The following is a 17,065-nucleotide window of genomic DNA, read 5'->3' as shown; positions in this document are numbered from 1 at the left end:
CGCGCCGGCCGGGGGGGCGCGGGGGGCGCGCGGCGGGGGGGGGGGGGGGGGGGCGCGGGGGGGGGGCGGGGGGGGGGGGGCGCGCGGGGCCCCCCCCCCCCCCCCCCCCCTGACGGGAGATCAGCAGAACAGGCCGCTACAGAGCAGCACCGTGTCGCAGATCAGGACGGTGCAGACGCCGCTGCAGCCGCCGCTGCTGGCCTCGGGGGTCGGCAGGGTGGTCTCGGTGATGCGCGCGTCCAGGTCGCCGATGAGGGCGTCGAGGTCGGTGAGCGCCGTGATGTCGGGCATGGTTGTCCTCCTTCAGGAGCGGTGATGGGTGGAGACCGCCCCGGTGGCCCGCCCGCGAGGGGCGGGCGTACCGGGGACGTCGGGTTCGCCGCGCAGTGCGGCGGCGGCGGGCTCCGCGAGTTCCTCGGCGCCCTGGTCGAACGGAAGTCGGAGCAGCAGCTGGGCGGCGACGGCGGCACCGCCGTGCACGGGGTCATGGAGCAGCAGGCCGCCCGGGTCGGGGAGCATCTCTTCGACCAGCAGGTCCGCACCGGGGTGGCGCGCGCAGATCCGCTCCAGCAGCGGGACCGCGGTCAGCGCCGCGAAGTCCACGGGCACCGGTTTCGGCTGGGGTACGGCCCGGACGAACGCGAAGCGCGGCAGCCCGGCGCAGCGCCCGAGGGCGGCGAGGGCGCGCACCTTGGTCAGGTCGCCGTCGCCGGGCCGCCACAGCTGGGCCGCCGGCACGCGCCAGACCGCGGGGCTGATGACCAGGGCGCCGCCGCCGACGGTCACCCGGGGCAGTCGGTCCGTGTCGGGGAACGCCTCGGCCAGGCCGTCCAGGCGGATCAGGCGCGAGCCCGCCGGGTGGCCGGCGGCCAGCAGCAGCCGGACCAGGACGTCGTACGGCGGCAGGGGCGTACGGGTGGCGTGGTGGACGGGCAGCAGCCGGCACCCGTCGGCCTCGGCGATGATCCGCGGGCCGACCCGTCGCAGGGTGATGCGCTCCAGCGGCAGGTAGCGGGCCGTCAGGCCGTTCGCTCCCTGGTACGGCAGGGGATCGGGATCCCCCGTCCACCAGCCGGTGATGACCGGCCGCCGTACGGCGTTGGCGGCGCGTCCGGCCAGCGGCGGCACCAGCAGTTCGACGAAGCGCGCCCCGGACAGCCGCTCGACGGAGGCGAGGAAGGCCCGGTAGCTCCGGAGGTTGTCGTAGCCGCCGTGCAGGGTGTGGAGCGCGTCGGCGAACCGGGCGTCCAGCACGCCCGCCGGTGAGGCGGTCTCCAGGACCGCGACCGGGCCGGGGCCCGGCAGCGGACGCAGCAGGCAGTCCAGGGGCCAGGGCGGCAGCGCGGTCGTGGCCGGGGGCGCCCCGAGCGTGTCCAGCAGGTCGTCGTCCAGGTCCACCGGTCCGCCGCCGGCCCGGGCGGACAGGTGGGCCAGCAGCCTCGCGTAACCGGAACCGGAGGTCTCGGCGGGGTGCCAGCCCGCGTACCGGCGCGGGGGCTGAGGCGGCGGCGGGCAACTGCCGTCGGGCAGGTGGCGCGCGAGGATCTCGCCGAGCGGGCACGGCCGTTCGGTGAGCTCCGCGAGTTCGGCCGGCAGCCGGTGCGGGTCCGGCCCCGCGAGCCGGTCGGCTTCCCGCAGCCACGCCACGCGGGCGGCGGTGCCGAGGCCCTGCTGCACCTGGCGGGCGGCTGCTCCGGAGACGGCCGAGGCTATGGTGCGGTAGGAGTCGGTGAACCACGGCCGGGAGTCGTCGGCGGGGGCGGCGGAGCCGGTGGTACGGAGCGCGGGTGCGGGTATGGGCGCGAGTATGGCGGAATCGGCGCTCGGTGCGGGTGCTGGAAGCGGTGCCGGTGCCGGTTGCGGAAGGGTGCCGCGTGCGCGGACGTCCTCGGCGGCGAGCCAGCCCGTGGTGCGGCGGCGCGGGGCCGCGCAGGCCTGGAGCACGCCGAGTCCGAGCAGGTGCGCGAGGAAGCCTCGCAGCACCGTGGGAGCGGAAGCCGCCGCCCCGGTCGCCGCCGTGCCCAGCAGAGCCGCTTCGAGGTCGCCCAACGGGCGCGGGCCGTCGGCCAGTTGGGCCAGCACGTGATCCAGGGGGAGGGAGCGCCGCAGGTCGACCTGCCGCAACCGGCCGCGGTCGTGCGGGTCGGTCACCCAGCAGCGCAGGACACCGGAGCCCGGCGCGGTGCCCGCCGGCTGGGGGAAGTGCAGCGGAGCCAGGGCCAGCACCGTGGCCGGGTCCGCCGCCCGCAGGTCCAGGGCGCCGAGCCGGGCCCGCACCCCGTGGACGTTCTCCACGGCCTCGGCCGCTACCTCGCCGAGGGCCGTACCGGGCGGGACGAGCCGCAGCAGGGGGCCGTCGGCCCAGCCGCCGCTCCCGCCGCCGTTCCCGCCACTGTTCCCGCCGCCGTTCCCGCCACTGTTCCCGCCGCCGTTCGCGCCCGCCGGGGTGACCGGCAGCAGGGTGACCTGGCCGACCCAGCCGCGCGGGGTGGTCTTCGCCGCGGCCCGACCGAGCGCCCGCCACACGTACGCCGCCCGTTTGCGCAGCCGCTTCCCGCTCCAGGACTCGCCCGCGGCCAGCCGGCCGGCCACGTCTGCGGCGGCTCCGGGTTCCACCTCGTCCAGGAAGGCCCGCATGACGGGCGACGCGCACACCAGGGACCAGCCCAGGGCGCCCACGCGCTCGCGCTCGGCCGCCACCGCGGCCTCCAGCCGCCGCAGGGCGGCGGCCGCCGACTCGGCCTCGCCGGACAGCCGTGCGGCGTCCGCGACGAGGCCGTGGGCGGCGGGCAGCCGCCCCAGCAGCCCGCAGTCGGCCGGGCCCGGTGCGGCGCCGGAGTGCAGCCGACGGCGCACGGCCAGCACGGCGCGGCGGTCGGCGGCGGTGAGGGCGGGGTGCGGCACGACCAAGGTGCCCAGCTGCTCGGCCAGTTGGCGGGCGTGCTCCGCCCGCCGTTCGTCCTGCCGGGCGTGGTCGGCGACCTGTGCGAACAGCTCCGGGTTGCCCGCCGCCGCCCACGCGGCCAAGGGCATGCCGGCCACGCGGAGCAGTGCCGCGGCGCCCAGTTCCCGGTCCTCGGACACGTCAGGACCTCCCGTCACCGGTGAGCGCGTGGGTCAGCAGGCTCTGCCGGGCCAGGGAGAACCGCCCCCGGTTCCAGTGGAAGACGACGTAGTGGGCGGCGGCCCGGCGCGGGCCGATCACCGCCTCGCCGGACTCGAAGTAGCCGGTGCGCCAGCCCTCGGCGGCCCGGCGCACGGCGTCCCCGTGCACCTCGACCGCCGCCCGCCGGTGCGGCGGCAGCGGAGCGAGCAGGCTCTGTCCGCCGGCCCGCCAGGCCGCGAGGATGCCTGCGGCGGCGCGCCGGGTGTCCTCGTCCGGGTCGGTGCCCAGCCTGCGGCCGGCGTCGTCCTGGAGCACCTGCCAGACCCCGCGGTGCTCCCAGCCGACGATGCCGAGGCCGTCGAGGAGTTCGCCGAGGAGGTACAGGGACAACCGCCAGTCCGCGACCGCCTCCGGTCGGCCCGGCGCCGCGACGGTGTCGTGGTGATCGAGCCAGGCCAGGGAGTCCACCGTGAACAGGTCGTGGACGTGCCGCATCGATCGCGGGCCGCCGAAGAGGTAGGTCTCCGGCTCGTACCGCCCGCACAGCGGCGGTTGCGGCTGTCCGTCCACCGCGCGGAAGCGGCGGGTCAGTTCCTCGCGCAGTGCCCCGACATCGGATCGGCCCGCCTCGAACCGGACCCGCAGCCCGGGCGGTTTGTGCATGAAGAAGAAGGAGCGCGCCGCGCCGGCGGCGATCAGGTCGCGGGCCGTGTCCGCGACGGCGCGGTACGTCCGGTGCCAAGTGGCCGGGCCCGGCGCGAGGTTGATCTGCACCCAGCCGTCCTCGGGCCTGTCGTCGCGCAGCGCGGACAGCCCGGCCGTCAGGAACGCGCGGCGCGCGGCCTCGTATTCGGGGCCCGCGGAATCGACCGGTACCGTTCCCCACGGAATGTCGCGAGCGTCCTGGAGGCAGTCGGCCAGCAATCGTTCGACCTCCACCATGGTGCCCACCTCCTCGTGATTTCGGCTCTACTCCTGGGGTTTCCACGGTTTGGTCAGATTGAAAAACGGAAGGCAAATATTCATATGATGAAAAAGGGTGCGCCTGCTGCGCGTAAGGGACTTCGCGCGCTGAAGGCGCATCCTGCGGGCGCATTCGACAGCCATCGCCCCCCCTGACTCGATGATCGTCCGCATGTCGGTGAGTGGGTGTCATTGTGGTTCGAACTCCCTTTGAATAAAGCGATGTTGGCGCGTCCGAAAGTGTCAGGCGAGTCCGGCGAGGGCATCCGGAACGGACCGGGTGGGGTCGAGCAGGTGGGCGAGGCGGTGGGCGGAGGCGGTCCAGGACCAGTGGGTGGTGGCCCAGTCGCGGCCGGCGGTGCCCATCCGGGCGCGGTCCGCCGGCGGGGCGAGGAGGAGGCGGGTGAGGGCGGCGGCCACGTCGGCCGGGTCGCGCCCGTCGACGACGGTGCCGGTGACGCCGTCGAGGACGGTGTCGGGGGCGCCGCCGGATCGGCCGGCGACGACGGGCAGGGCGGCGGCGGCCGCTTCGAGGTAGACGATGCCGAGGCCTTCGGCTTCGAGGCCCGCCCGGCGGGTGCGGCACGGCATGGCGAAGACGTCGGCCTCGGCGTAGTGGGCGGCGGTGGCCGCGTGGTCGAGACCGCCGGCGAATTCGACGCTGCCGGGCTCGGTGCACCGGTGGGTGAGCGCGCGCAGGCGGTCCTCGTACGGGCCCTGGCCGACGAGGACGAGGACGGTGCCGGGGACGGCCCGGCGGATCGCCGGCAGGGCGCGGATCAGGACGTCCTGCCCCTTGCGCGGGACGAGCCGGGCGACGCAGAGGATCACCGGCCCGGTGCGGGCCCGCCGGGCGCCGTCGACGCCGGGCCGGAAGCGGTCCGGGTCCACGCCCGGGACGAGGCGCGCCAATTGGGCGTCCGGGCCGAGGGCGGGGGCGATCCGGGCGCGGGTGTACTCGCCGAGGTAGGTGACGACGTCGACGCTGCGGCCTATCCGGCGCAGCAGGCGGCGGGCGCCGGGGGTGCGGGCCCACCAGATCTCGTGGCCGTGGGTGGTGGCGACGGTGCGGCGGATGCCGTCGGCCTGGCGCAGCAGGCCGGGGGCCATCGCGGCGAGCGGGGCGGCGGCGCCGAACCAGACCCGGTCGCAGCCGTGGGCGCGGGCGATCTCGGCGGCGCGGCGGGTGGCCCGGGCGGTGGGCAGCAGGGTGCGGGCCCGGTCGCGGATCACCGGGAAGGGGAGAGCGGCGTCGTGCCGATCGGCGCCCGGTTCGGCGGAGGTGTAGACCACGACGTCGGAGTGGGGCAGTCGGGTGGCCAGGGCGTGGACGAAGGTTTCGATGCCGCCTTGGCGGGGCGGGAAGTCGTTGGTGACGATGAGTGTGCTGCCCATGGGCGGGTGAGACCTCGGTTCGGTGTCGGAGAAGGGACCGGAGAAGGGACCGGCGAAGGGGTTGGAGCGGTGGTCGGAGCGGGGGAAGCGGGGAGCACCCGGGCGAGCAGGACGAGGAGGGCCGGCAGCGCGAGGTAGCCGAACCGCCCGGCGGGGGCGAGCAGGAAGGCCAGGGCGAGCCCGAGGGCGAGCCGGTCGGCGGCGGCCGCCGCGTGCCGGGGCGGGTGGGTGAGCAGGGAGGCCGCGAGGGCGAGTGCGGCGAGCAGCAGCAGGCCGACGGCCGCGTACCAGCCGGGCGGGCCGAGGTCGGCGAGCAGCCGTCCGGGCAGCGGGCTGGCGGCGGGGGTGGGCAGGTCGCCGCGGCCGGTGGGGAAGGCGAACACCTGGTGGAGCATCGGCCCGGGCGAGCGCAGGGCGCCGGGCAGGACGAGCAGGGCCGTGCCGCCCACCGCGACGGCGGCGGCGCGCAGGGCGGGGCGCCGTCCGGCGGTGGCGGCGAGCAGCGCGGTGACCACGGCGACGGCCGGCCAGGCCGTCCACTTGAGCGAGCAGGCGGCGGCGAGGGCCAGTCCGGCGGGGGCGGGGCGCCGTCGGGCGGCGAGGGTGAGTGCGAGCCAGCAGAGGCCGGTCATCGGCAGGTCGACGCCGCTGACGCAGAGCGGCAGTGCGACGACGGGCGAGGCGGTCAGCGCGGCCAGGACGGTCCGCCGGCCGACAGGTGGGGCGGTCGGCGCGGCGCGGGCGGTCCGCCGCCCGGTGGGCGCGGAGCGCAGCAGGCAGGCGAGGAACGCGGCCGCGCACCAGAGCCGCGCGTCGCCCGCCACCCGGGCGAGCGGCAGCCCGTCGAGTGGCAGACCATCGAGTGACAGGCCGCCGAGCGGAAGCCCGTCGAGCAGGGCCCGGGGCAGTCCGAGGAGCGCCATCCCGGGCAGGTACGGGGTGTACTCGGCCACCGTCCTGGGCTCGGCGAGGTACGGCGTCCCGGTGTGCAGCAGCAGGGCCCCGGAGCGTTCGATCACCCCGACCTCGCTCTGCCCCTGGCCGGTCAGTACGAGGGCGAGCAGCGGTACGGCGACGGCCCCGGTGAGCGCGAGGGCGATGGACAGCGGCCGGCCCCGGCGCGTCGGCAGGAGGGCGGCGAGCGCCGCCAGCAGGTAGCCGACGGCGGCGCAGGCGCCCCAGGCGCGGTGCGGGCCGAGGTCGGAGAGCAGCGGGAAGGCCCCGGCCCACCCGGCCGCGAGGAGCCATCCGCCGCACCACGCGGCGGCGTGCCGCCGGTCTGGGGAGTCGTGCCGATTCATCACCCGTTCATTGCATCGCCGCAGGTCAGCCTGGTCATCACGGTCAGGTCGAGTCCTCTGGTCGGGTTTCCCCTACCATCCGTCAGGGCCTTCGCCCGGAGACCTTCGCATCCGATCTGACGTTCGGTGTTCGCTGGATTACGGAAAGTGCCCGCGCTCCCGCTATCGTGTCGGCGTGGTGAGGTCGTGGGATGCGGCAGTGGAGCGGGCGCAGGACCGGCTGGCGGCGGGGCCGCGGCTGCGGGCGGTCGCCGAGGGGGACGAACGGCGGTTCGCCCTCTGGGACTTGGCGTCCCTGGTGGAGGGCGAGCTGGGGGAGCTGGTGGCCCCGGACGCGCTGACGCCGGAGGCCGAGCGCCGGTGGCGCGAGCGGCTGGGGGAGAGCGGCCGGGAGTGGCCCGGCGGCGAGCTCTACCGGCGCCGCTACTGGGTGCTGGACGAGGGCGGCGCCGCGGCCGGCACGGTGGCGGTGGACAACTGGACCAAGGGGCCCGGCCAACTGGCCGTCTCCTCCCTCTACTTGATTCCGGAGGCGCGCGGCCGGGGGCTGGCCGCCGGGGCGCTGGACGAGGTGTACGCGGCGGCCGCCGCGGAGGGCCTGCCCGGCTTCCGGCTGGAGGCGCACTGGTCCTGGCAGCGCGCCGTCCGCTACTACCTGCGCCGCGGCCTCTGGGTGGTCGGCTGGAAGCGTTCGCTGGCCCTGGCCCGGATGCCGCAGCTCCCGCCGTACCGGGTGTGCGAGGAGGGCGGCTGGCTGCACCTGCTGGTCGCGGACCGGGGCTGGGGCTGGGTGCCGATGCTCGCCGCCGGCTGCGAGGGCCGCTGGCTGCGGCTGGACGAGACGCCCGACTACCGGGCGGCCGACGGCTGGGTGCACGAGTACGCGCGTTCGACGCTGGCGCTGCATCTGGCGCTCGCGGGCCGGCCGCTGGTGCGCGGCCCGCAGTGGTGGGCGGAGGCGTGGCGGTGGTCGGACGCCGGGGAGCCGGAGGGGCTGGCCTACAAGATCGAGCACTTCGAGCAGCTGGCCCTGGCGGCGGGCCGCGAGGTGGTCAGCCCGTACCGCCCGGCGGCGACCCAGGCCCCGGCGGCCCCGGCCCCGCCCCCGGCGCCGAGAGCGGAGGCCCCGGTGGCGGCGTCGCCGGGGCTGGCAGACTCGGGGGATGGCTGAGATCGAGATCGACGGCGCGCCGGCCGACCCGGCGCGGCTGGCCGCACTGGGGCTGCTGAACTACGGGCACTTCACCACCCTGCGCGTCGAGACGGGCCGGGTCCGGGGCCTGGCGCTGCACCTGGACCGGCTGGTCCGGGACTGCGGGGTGCTGTTCGCCGCCGAGTTGGACCGGGCGGCGGTGCGGGAGCGGATCCGCGCGGTGCTGCCCGCCGACGGCGCGCCGGTGATCGTCCGGGTGACGGTGTACGACCCGGAGCTCGGCCTGGAGCGCCCCGGCGGCCCGGCGGCGCCGCGGCTGCTGCTGACCACCCGCCCGGCGGCGGTGGCCGCGCCGGCCCCGTTGCGGGTGCGCACGGTCGGGTATCGGCGGGAGCTGCCGGAGGTGAAGCACGTCGGCCTGTTCGGCCTGGTCCACCACCGCAGGCGGGCCCAACTCGACGGCTATGACGATGTGTTGCTGGTGGAGCCGGACGGCGGCGGGGTGGTCGAGGGCGCCACCTGGAACGTCGGCTTCCTCGACGGCCGCCGACTGGTCTGGCCGGACGGCCCGAGCCTGCCCGGGGTGACCGCCGCGCTGCTGGCCGGCGCGTACGGCGGGCCGCAGTCGCGCGAGCGGGTGGACGCGTCCGGGCTGGGCCGCTTCACGGCGGCGTTCGCGGTGAACGCGGGTGTCGGCGTCCGGCCGCTGGCCGCGGTCGACGGTACGGCCTTCGACCCGGCGCACCCCGTGCTCGCCGAACTCGCCGCCGCCTACGGGGAGATCGCCGCCGACCCGGTGTGAGCCCGCCCGGCGTCGGCCCGCAGGCCCCCGGAGGGGGGTGGGGATATCCCCACCCCCGGTCCGCCAGCGGCCTCCATGGTCCGCCGGCCTGGCCTTTTCTAACGTGGAACCCGTCGACGACCACCGACGATCCCCGAAGGAAGGCCCACCCATGGCACGCCGCCACGACCGCCCATCGACCGAGCCGTACGCCGCCGGACCGCACGCCGCCGGACCGTACGCGACGGGGGCGTACGGCGGCGGCCCGTACACCGAGCAGGGCGCCCGTCCGGCGATCGAGCTGCGCGGGGTGCGCCGCACCTACGGCCGCGGCAGCGAGACCGTGCACGCGCTGCGCGGGATCGACCTGGCGCTGGCCCGGGGCACCTTCACCGCCGTGATGGGCCCGTCCGGCTCCGGCAAGTCGACCTTCCTGCAGTGCGCGGCGGGCCTGGACAAGCCCGACCAGGGGGAGATCCGCCTCGGCGGCGAGGACATCACCCGGCTGAGCGAGGACCGGCTCACCAAGCTGCGCCGCAGCCGGATCGGCTTCATCTTCCAGTCCTTCAACCTGCTGCCCTCGCTGACGGTGGAGCAGAACGTGCTGCTCCCGCAGCGGCTGGCGGGCGAGCGCCAGGACCGCGCCCGGGCCCGGGAGCTGCTGGCCCAGGTCGGCCTCGGCGAGCACGCCAAGCGGCGGCCCGGCCAGCTCTCCGGCGGCCAGCAGCAGCGGGTGGCGATCGCCCGCGCGCTGATCACCGACCCGGACGTGGTGTTCGCCGACGAGCCGACCGGCGCGCTGGACACCCGCACCGCGCACGAGGTGCTGGGCCTGCTGCGGCGCGCCGTGGACGACCTGGGCGCGACGGTGGTCATGGTGACCCACGACCCGGTGGCGGCCTCGTTCGCCGACCGGGCGCTGTTCCTGGCCGGCGGCGCGCTCGTCGACGAGCTGCACCACCCGCAGGCGCAGGCCGTCGCCGACCGGATGGTCTCGCTCACCGCCCGCCCGGTGGGGGTCGCGGCGTGAACGGGCGGCGTGGACCGATCGACGAGTGGAACGGGGCAGGGGCATGAGCAACGGACTGGCGCGCGCCTCGGTGCGCTTTCGACCCGCCTCCTTCGTGGGCACCCTGGTCGCCCTGCTGCTGGGCGCCGCCGTGGTGGTGGCCTGCGGCGTGCTGCTGCAGACCGGACTGACCGCGAGCGTCGCACCGCAGCGGTACGCGGGCACCCCGGTGGTGGTCGCGGCCGACCCGATGGTGCGGATCACCGCCAAGGTCGGCCGCGACACCGAGACCAGGGAGCAGACCACCCCCGAGCGGGCCCGGACGGACGCCGCCCTGGTGGGCCGGATCGCCGCACTGCCCGGGGTCGCCGCGGCCCGCCCGGACAGCGCCTTTCCGCTGCCGGCCGGCGCCGGCACCCCCGCCCTGACCGGCCGGGGCTTCGCCGCGCTCGGCATCGCCGGCCCGGCCGACCAGCTGGTCGAGGGCCGTGCGCCCGGCGCCGACGAGGTGGTGCTGGACACCGACACGGCGCGCGCCGCCCACCTCGCGCCCGGCGCGAAGCTCACCCTCACCGCCCCCGGCGGCACCGGCGACTACCGGGTCTCCGGCCTGGCCGCCGCCCAGTCGGCCGGCCCCACCGCCTGGTTCGCCGACGCCACCGCCGACCGCCTCTCCGGCCACCCCGGCCGGATCGACGCGATCGCCGTCCAGCCGCGCGAGGGCGTGGACCGCGCCGCGCTGGTCGCGCAGGTCCGTCAGGCCCTCGACGCCCAGGCCCCCGGCACCAAGGCCGTGGACACCAAGGCCGCGGGCACCCAGGCAGCGGACGCCAAGGCCGCCGGCACCCCGGCCATCGGCCTGGAGACCAAGGCCGAGAACGGCGGCGCCAAGGTCTTCACCGGCGACGGCCGCGGCACCGTCGAACAGCCCGCCATCGGCGAGGCCCGCACCCTGCTGATGGGGCTCGGCGGCAGCTTCGGCGGCTACGCCACCATGACCGCGATCTTCGTCGTGATGAGCACCGTCGCCCTGGCCACCGGCCAGCGCGCCCGCGAGTTCGCCCTGCTGCGCGCCATCGGCGCCACCCCGCGACAGATCCGCCGCACCATCGCCACCGAGGCGATGCTGGTCGCGCCGGTCGCCGGGGCGCTCGGCATCCTGCCCGGACTGGCCCTGGCCCGCTGGTGGTTCGACGAGCTGACCTCGCGCGGCGCCGTGCCGCAGGGCGTGCGACTGGACGTCGGCCCGCTGCCGATGCTCGCCGCCGTCCTCATCTGCACCCTCGCCGCGCTGACCGCCGGCTTCCTGGCCGCCCGCCGCCCCGCCAAGCTGCGCCCCGGTCAGGCGCTCGGCGCGGCCGCCGTCGAACCGGGCCACCCCGGCAAGGTGCGGACCGTCATCGGGCTGCTCTTCGCCGCCGGCGGCGTGGTGGCCGCCGCCTTCGCGGCCGCCCTGGACGGCATCAACGCCGCCAACACCGCGCTCGGCGTGGTCATGTGCTTCATGCTGGCCGTCGCGCTGCTCGGCCCCTGGGTGGCGCGGGTCGCCGCCGCGGTGTTCGGCGCCCCGCTGCGGGCCGGCGGTGCCCCCGGCTCGCTGGCCGCCGACAACACCCGCGCCAACGCCCGCCGGCTGGCCTCCGCGATCACCCCGATCGTGCTGGTCACCGCCTTCTGCGGCACCCTGCTGTTCCTCCAGAGCACCATCAGCCACGCCACCGGCGCGAACGTGCGGGACGGCATCGTCGCCGACCACGTGATCGGCTCCACCGGCCCCGGCCTGCCCGCGGGCACCGCCGCCCGGGCCGCCAAGGTGCCCGGTGTGGACGCCGCGGTCGGCGTGCTGCGCACCGCCGCCGTGTACACCCACGACATGCAGCTCGGCTCCGCCACCGCGCTCGGTGTCGACGGCGACCCGGCCCGGCTGTCCCGGGTGCTCGACCTGGGCGTGCGCAGCGGTTCGCTCGCCGACCTGGGCCGCGCCGCCGACACCGTGGCCCTGGACGCCACGCTGGCCGACGCCCTGGACGTCAAGGTCGGCGACCGGGTGCCGCTGCGGCTCGGCGACGGCACCCCGGTGCAGCCCGCCGTGGTCGCCGTCTACGACCGCGGGCTCGGCTTCGGCCAGGTGCTGCTGCCCCGGGCGGTCGTCGCCGGGCACGTCACCGCCGGGTACGACAGCCAGGTGCTGGTCGCCGACGCACCGGGCGCCGACCGTACGGCGGTGGCGGCCGCGCTGGCGGGCCTCGCGGGCCCCGGCGGGGCGACCGTGACCGACCGGGCCGGATTCGTCGCCCAGTCCGACAAGATGATGGAGCTGAACGCCTGGGCCAACACCGTGATGGCCGGCGTGCTCGGCGGGTTCGCCGCCGTCACCGCCGTCAACACCCTGGTGATGACCGTCCTCGACCGGCGCCGCGAGGTCGCCCTGCTCCGACTGGCCGGCACCACCCGGCGCCAGGTGCGCGGCATGATGCGCTGGGAGGCGCTGCTGGTCGCCGCGACCGGCCTGGTGATCGGCGGGGGGATCGCCTGGATCGCCCTCGTCCCGATCGCCCGGGGCGTCGCCAACTCCTCCCCGTACATTCCGCCGGCGCTCGCCCTGCCGCTGGCCGCCGGAGCCGTCCTGCTCTGCCTCGGCGCGACCGGGCTGCCCGCCCGGGCCCTGCTGCGCACCCGCCCGGTGGCGCTGGGCGCCGCCCGGCAGTAGCCGAGGCCCGTGAAAGCCCGAAGGGCCCCGTCCGGTACCGCCGGAAGGGGCCCTTCGGGCTGGTCACGGCACCTGCTTGAGGATCGCTGGACGGCCACACCTGAGCCTCGCTCGTACGGGTGACAAAAGCCGGGCCGAGTAGGCGCAATGGGGTAGCCGGGAAAGTCCAAACCCCTTTATTGGAGCTGATAGTGATGTCGGATCAGCTACGCTCTCGCCCGCCCCGTCGGACCCGCCCGACCCGCCGAAGCAGAGAGTAGCCCGACATGAGCAGTCCTCCCGCGGCCGCCGCGCCCCGCTGGCCGCTGATCCTGCTGCGCATCACCGCGACCACCCTGGCGGTCCTGGCCCTGCTCCAGGTCATGCTGGCCGGCAGCTTCCTCAACGGCACCTACGAGTCCCTCAAGGACCACGAGGGCAACGCGATGACGCTGGCCACCGTGGTCCTCTGCCAACTGGCGGCGGCCGCGCTGGTGCGCCGGCCCGGCCGCGGCCCGCTCTGGCCGCTGTGGAGCACCGCCGTGCTGACCGTCGCCGTCGTCGGCCAGATCGCGGCCGGCTACGCGCGGTCGATCAGCGTGCACGTCACCCTCGGGGTGCTGCTGGTCAGCGGGGTCCTGTTCGGGCTGGTCGGCGCCTGGCGGCTGCCGCTGCCCGCCCGCGCGGACCACCTGCCCGAGCCGGACGGCAGCGGACGCCTGCCGCGCCCCGGCGGGCCGCTGGAGGTGTCCAAGTGAACCGTCGACGGTTCCTGGGCGTCGGCGCCTCCGTCCTCGGCGCGGGCGCGCTGGCCGCCGTCGCCGGCCCCGCCGCCGCCCGGCTGTTCGCCGAGGGCCACCCCGGCCGGCTGCTCAGCAGCGGCCTCGACCTGCCCGAGCCGTTCCAGGTGCCGCTGCCGGTGCCCGCGGTGCTCCAGCCGGTGCGCACCGACGCGACGGCCGACTACTACGAGATCACCCAGCGGGTCGCCGAGCTGGAGATCCTGCCCGGCGTCAGGACCGAGGCCTGGACGTACGGCGGCACCTTCCCCGGGCCGACGGTGGTCACCCGGTCCGGCCGGGCGGCGGTGGTCAAGCACCGCAACGAGCTGCCGGTGCCGTCCGTGGTCCACCTGCACGGCGGCCACACCCCGGCCGACAGCGACGGCTACCCCGTCGACCTGCTGCTGCCGGTCGGCTCCTCCGGCGCGGGCCAGGGGGCGGCGGGCATGCAGGGGATGTCCGACATGCCCGGCATGGCGGGGATGGGCCACGAGGCCGGGCGCACCGCCGAGGGCGAGCGCACCCACACCTACCCGGGCGAGCAGCGCGCCGCCACCCTCTGGTACCACGACCACCGGATGGGCTTCACCGGCCCCGGCGTCTGGCGCGGCCTGGCCGGCTTCCACCTCGTCCACGACGACGAGGAGAGCGCCCTGCCGCTGCCGCGCGGCGACCGCGACCTCCCGCTGATGCTCGCCGACCGCTCCTTCACCGAGGACGGCTCCTTCCGCTACCCCGCCATCGACGAGGACCTCGCCTCGCCCGGCGTCACCGACGACTACATGAACGGCGTCCTCGGCGACGTCATCCTCGTCAACGGCGCCCCCTGGCCCCGCCTCGACGTCGACCGCGCCCGCTACCGGCTGCGCCTGCTCAACGCCTCCAACGCCCGCCCCTACCGGCTCCGGCTCGACCCGCAGCCCTCCGGCGGCGACGCCCTCGTCCAGATCGGCTCCGACGGCGGCCTGCTCGCCGCCCCGATCGCCCACGACGTGCTGGAGATCGCCCCCGCCGAGCGCTTCGACATCGTCGTCGACTTCTCCCGCTACGCCCCGGGCACCTCGGTGCGCCTGCTCAACCTCTTCGGCAGCGGCCGTACGGCGGAGGTGATGCGCTTCGACGTCTCCGGCAAGAAGGTCGGCGACGACTCGACCGTGCCCGACAAGCTGTCCGCGATCGAGGAACTGGACGCCTCCGCCGTCGACGTCACCCGCAAGTTCGTCTTCCGGCGCAGCGGCAGCTACGGCTGGACCATCAACGGCGACCTGTACCGGCCCGGCCGCGACCTCGCCCGGCCCGCCCTCGGCAGCACCGAGCGGTGGCGCTTCACCTCCGACCTGCACCACCCCGTCCACGTCCACCTCAACCAGTTCCAGGTGCTCAGCCGCAACGGCCGCGACCCGGGCCCGTACGACGGCGGCTGGAAGGACACCGTCGACCTGCGCCCGGCCGAGGCGGTCGAGGTCCTGGTGCGCTTCACCGACTACCAGGGGACGTACATGATGCACTGCCACAACCTGGAGCACGAGGACATGGCGATGATGGCGGACTTCACCGTGCAGTGAGCCGGGGGCCGGGGGGCTTCGTCCCGCGGGCTTCATCCGGTCGGCCGAGTGCCGGAGGGCGCGCGGTGCGCGTTCCGGCACTCGTGGCCTAGCGTCGCGGGGAGACGCACCCCGCCCGCCGTCCGCCGTTTCGTCCTCCCGCCGTCCCCGCCGTCCCGCCGACCGAGGAGCCGCGCATGACCACCCCCGCCGAACGCCGCCGGCACGGCCGGGCCGCCCGTGACCGCGTCTCCCGCTCCGCCCACGGGCGGTGGATCCCCGCCGCCGACCGGCCCGACCCGGTCGAGGTGCTGGTACGCCAGGGCGAGGGCCGGGTCGCCCGGCTGCTGCCGATCCGCTACGGGCGGATGGCCGACACCCCCTTCACCTACCTGCGCGGCGCCGCCGCCGTCATGGCCGCCGACCTCGGCGCCGTCCCCGACACCGGCCTCACCGTCCAACTCTGCGGCGACGCCCACCTGGTGAACTTCGGCTTGTTCGCCTCTCCGGAACGCGCCCTGCTCTTCGACGTCAACGACTTCGACGAGACCCACCCCGGCCCCTTCGAGTGGGACGTCAAACGGCTGGCCGCCAGCATCGCCGTCGCCGCCCGCGACCACGGACAGGACGAGGACCGCGCCCACCGCGCCGCCCGCACCGCCGTCGAGGGCTACGCCACCGCCATGCGCCGCCTCGCCGGGCTCGGCGAACTCGACGTCTGGTACTCCCGGATCGACGCCGGCGACCTGCTGGCGCTGCTCCGCAAACCCCGGCAGCGCAAGCGCGCCGAGGCCGACCTCGCCCAGGCCCGCCGCCGCACCAGCCTGCACGCCTTCGGCAAGCTCACCGAGGAACGCGACGGGCAGCGGCGCATCATCAGCGCGCCACCGCTCATCGAACCGCTGAAGAAGAACGAACTGCGCGACATCGGCAAGGTGTTCAGCGACTACCGGGCCGCCCTCGCCGAGGACCGCCGCGTCCTCCTCGACCGCTACCGCTTCGTCGACGCGGCGATGAAGGTCGTCGGTGTCGGCAGCGTCGGCACCCGCTGCTACATCGTCCTGCTGGAGGGCCGGGACACCCGCGACCCGCTGTTCCTCCAGCTCAAGGAGGCCGGACGGTCCGTCCTGGAGGACCACCTGCCGCCCACCCGGGTCGACGCCGAGGTCTCCGTCCACCGCGGCGGGCGCCGTGTCGTCACCGGCCAGCACCTCATGCAGGCCGCCGGCGACATCTTCCTCGGCTGGACCGCCGGCCCCGCCGGGCGCCACTTCTACGGCCGCCAACTGCGCGACATGAAGGGCTCGGTCGAGGTCGCCGACCTGGCCCCGTCCGGCCTGCGCGCCTACGCCGACCTGTGCGGCCGCACCCTGGCCCGCGCCCACGCGCGCACCGGCGACCGCCTCGCCATCGCCGGCTACCTGGGCGGCGCGGACGCCTTCGCCGAGGCGATCGCCGACTTCTCCGTCCGGTACGCCGACCAGACGGCGCTCGACCACGCCGAACTGGTCGCCGCGATCGACGCCGGCCGGATCACCGCGACCCCGGGCGTCTGAGCACGGCGCGCCCCCGGGGAGCGCTCCGGGTACGGGGGTGCGGAAAACGGGTTGCCCCGGCGGGCGCGGTCGGCGTTGGCTGGCCCGCATGACCGAACTGCGCACCGACCGCCTGCTCCTGCGCCCCTGGCGGGCCACCGACCTCGCACCCTGGGCCGCGATGAACGCCGACCCCGAAGTCCGCGAGCACCTCGGGGACGTCCTCACCCGCGAGCAGTGCGACGCCTCGGTGGCGCGCTTCGAGGCCGAGACCGCGGCGCGCGGATACGGCTGGCTGGCCGTCGAGGTGCGCGCCACCGGCGAGTTCGTCGGCCTGGCCGGCCTCGACGAGGTCGACGAGGGCCTGCCCTTCACCGGCGTCGAGATCGGCTGGCGCCTCGCCCGCACCGCCTGGGGCCACGGCTACGCGACCGAGGCGGCCCGCGCCGTCCTCGCCCACGGCTTCGACGCCCTCGGCCTCCCCGAGATCCTCGCCGTCACCACCGCGACCAACCACCGCTCGCAGGCCGTCATGCGCCGCCTCGGCATGACGTCCGACCCCGCCGACGACTTCGAGGACCCGACCGCCCCCGAGGGCCCGCTGCGGCCCAACGTGCTGTTCCGCCTCCGCCGCGAGCAGCGGGCGGGCTGACGGCGGGCCGGGAACGAGCCGGGAACAGCCTGACGACAGGCGCGTCCCGCGGCTCGGCGCCGTTGATGCTCCTATGGGTTGTCAAGCGGTGGTGAGCCATTCGCGGTAGGCGTTGGCGAGGTCGTCGTTTCGGCGGGTGCCGCGTTCGAGGGTGG

General features: G+C 76.3%; 13 protein-coding genes. 8 read left to right on the top strand and 5 right to left on the bottom strand.

Annotated elements, in window-relative coordinates:
• Positions 1 to 120: 120 nt before the first annotated feature.
• The 5 genes from ACFV61_RS19670 to ACFV61_RS19650 all read right to left on the bottom strand — a co-directional run bounded on the left by ACFV61_RS19670 (position 121) and on the right by ACFV61_RS19650 (position 6,765).
• Positions 121 to 291, bottom strand: coding sequence for a hypothetical protein (locus ACFV61_RS19670; RefSeq protein ID WP_350883108.1), 171 nt, complete (start codon positions 289 to 291; stop codon positions 121 to 123).
• Positions 292 to 303: 12 nt separating this feature from the next.
• Positions 304 to 3,084 (bottom strand): lantibiotic dehydratase, encoded by a 2,781-nt coding sequence (locus ACFV61_RS19665; protein ID WP_380492936.1) that lies wholly within the window; start codon positions 3,082 to 3,084, stop codon positions 304 to 306.
• Between the two features lies 1 nt (position 3,085).
• Positions 3,086 to 4,048, bottom strand: a complete 963-nt coding sequence (locus ACFV61_RS19660; protein ID WP_380492934.1) for a thiopeptide-type bacteriocin biosynthesis protein — start codon at positions 4,046 to 4,048, stop codon at positions 3,086 to 3,088.
• Between the two features lie 264 nt (positions 4,049 to 4,312).
• A complete protein-coding gene (locus ACFV61_RS19655) occupies positions 4,313 to 5,392 on the bottom strand; it encodes a glycosyltransferase family 4 protein (RefSeq protein ID WP_380492947.1) in 1,080 nt (359 codons plus the stop codon).
• Positions 5,299 to 6,765 carry a hypothetical protein gene (locus ACFV61_RS19650; protein WP_380492932.1) on the bottom strand — a complete coding sequence of 489 codons (1,467 nt, stop codon included), beginning with the start codon at positions 6,763 to 6,765 and terminating at the stop codon, positions 5,299 to 5,301. Before ACFV61_RS19650 ends, ACFV61_RS19655 begins: the two co-directional genes overlap by 94 nt.
• 175 nt (positions 6,766 to 6,940) lie before the next feature.
• Between ACFV61_RS19650 and ACFV61_RS19645 the strand changes: the two genes are divergently transcribed.
• From ACFV61_RS19645 to ACFV61_RS19610, 8 genes are all read left to right on the top strand, one after another.
• Positions 6,941 to 7,936, top strand: a complete 996-nt coding sequence (locus ACFV61_RS19645) for a GNAT family N-acetyltransferase (RefSeq protein ID WP_380492930.1) — start codon at positions 6,941 to 6,943, stop codon at positions 7,934 to 7,936.
• Positions 7,929 to 8,720 carry an aminotransferase class IV gene (locus tag ACFV61_RS19640; RefSeq protein ID WP_380492928.1) on the top strand — a complete coding sequence of 264 codons (792 nt, stop codon included), beginning with the start codon at positions 7,929 to 7,931 and terminating at the stop codon, positions 8,718 to 8,720. Before ACFV61_RS19645 ends, ACFV61_RS19640 begins: the two co-directional genes overlap by 8 nt.
• 151 nt (positions 8,721 to 8,871) lie before the next feature.
• Positions 8,872 to 9,729, top strand: a complete 858-nt coding sequence (locus tag ACFV61_RS19635) for an ABC transporter ATP-binding protein (RefSeq protein ID WP_380492926.1) — start codon at positions 8,872 to 8,874, stop codon at positions 9,727 to 9,729.
• 43 nt (positions 9,730 to 9,772) lie between these two features.
• Positions 9,773 to 12,418 carry an ABC transporter permease gene (locus ACFV61_RS19630; protein ID WP_380492924.1) on the top strand — a complete coding sequence of 882 codons (2,646 nt, stop codon included), beginning with the start codon at positions 9,773 to 9,775 and terminating at the stop codon, positions 12,416 to 12,418.
• A gap of 266 nt (positions 12,419 to 12,684) precedes the next feature.
• On the top strand, positions 12,685 to 13,155 hold the full coding sequence (locus tag ACFV61_RS19625) for a hypothetical protein (RefSeq protein ID WP_063349759.1): 471 nt from the start codon (positions 12,685 to 12,687) through the stop codon (positions 13,153 to 13,155).
• A complete protein-coding gene (locus ACFV61_RS19620; protein ID WP_380492922.1) occupies positions 13,152 to 14,744 on the top strand; it encodes a multicopper oxidase family protein in 1,593 nt (530 codons plus the stop codon). Before ACFV61_RS19625 ends, ACFV61_RS19620 begins: the two co-directional genes overlap by 4 nt.
• Positions 14,745 to 14,920: 176 nt before the next feature.
• Entirely contained in the window at positions 14,921 to 16,279 is a 1,359-nt protein-coding gene (locus ACFV61_RS19615) for a DUF2252 domain-containing protein (RefSeq protein WP_380492920.1), read from the top strand.
• An 88-nt stretch (positions 16,280 to 16,367) separates the two neighbouring features.
• Entirely contained in the window at positions 16,368 to 16,910 is a 543-nt protein-coding gene (locus ACFV61_RS19610; RefSeq protein ID WP_380345262.1) for a GNAT family N-acetyltransferase, read from the top strand.
• The last annotated feature ends 155 nt before the right edge of the window (positions 16,911 to 17,065 follow it).

The sequence above is a fragment of the Kitasatospora sp. NPDC059817 genome (assembly GCF_042731835.1).
Classification (GTDB): Bacteria; Actinomycetota; Actinomycetes; order Streptomycetales; family Streptomycetaceae; genus Kitasatospora.
This window is presented reverse-complemented; position numbering and strand designations above follow the sequence as displayed.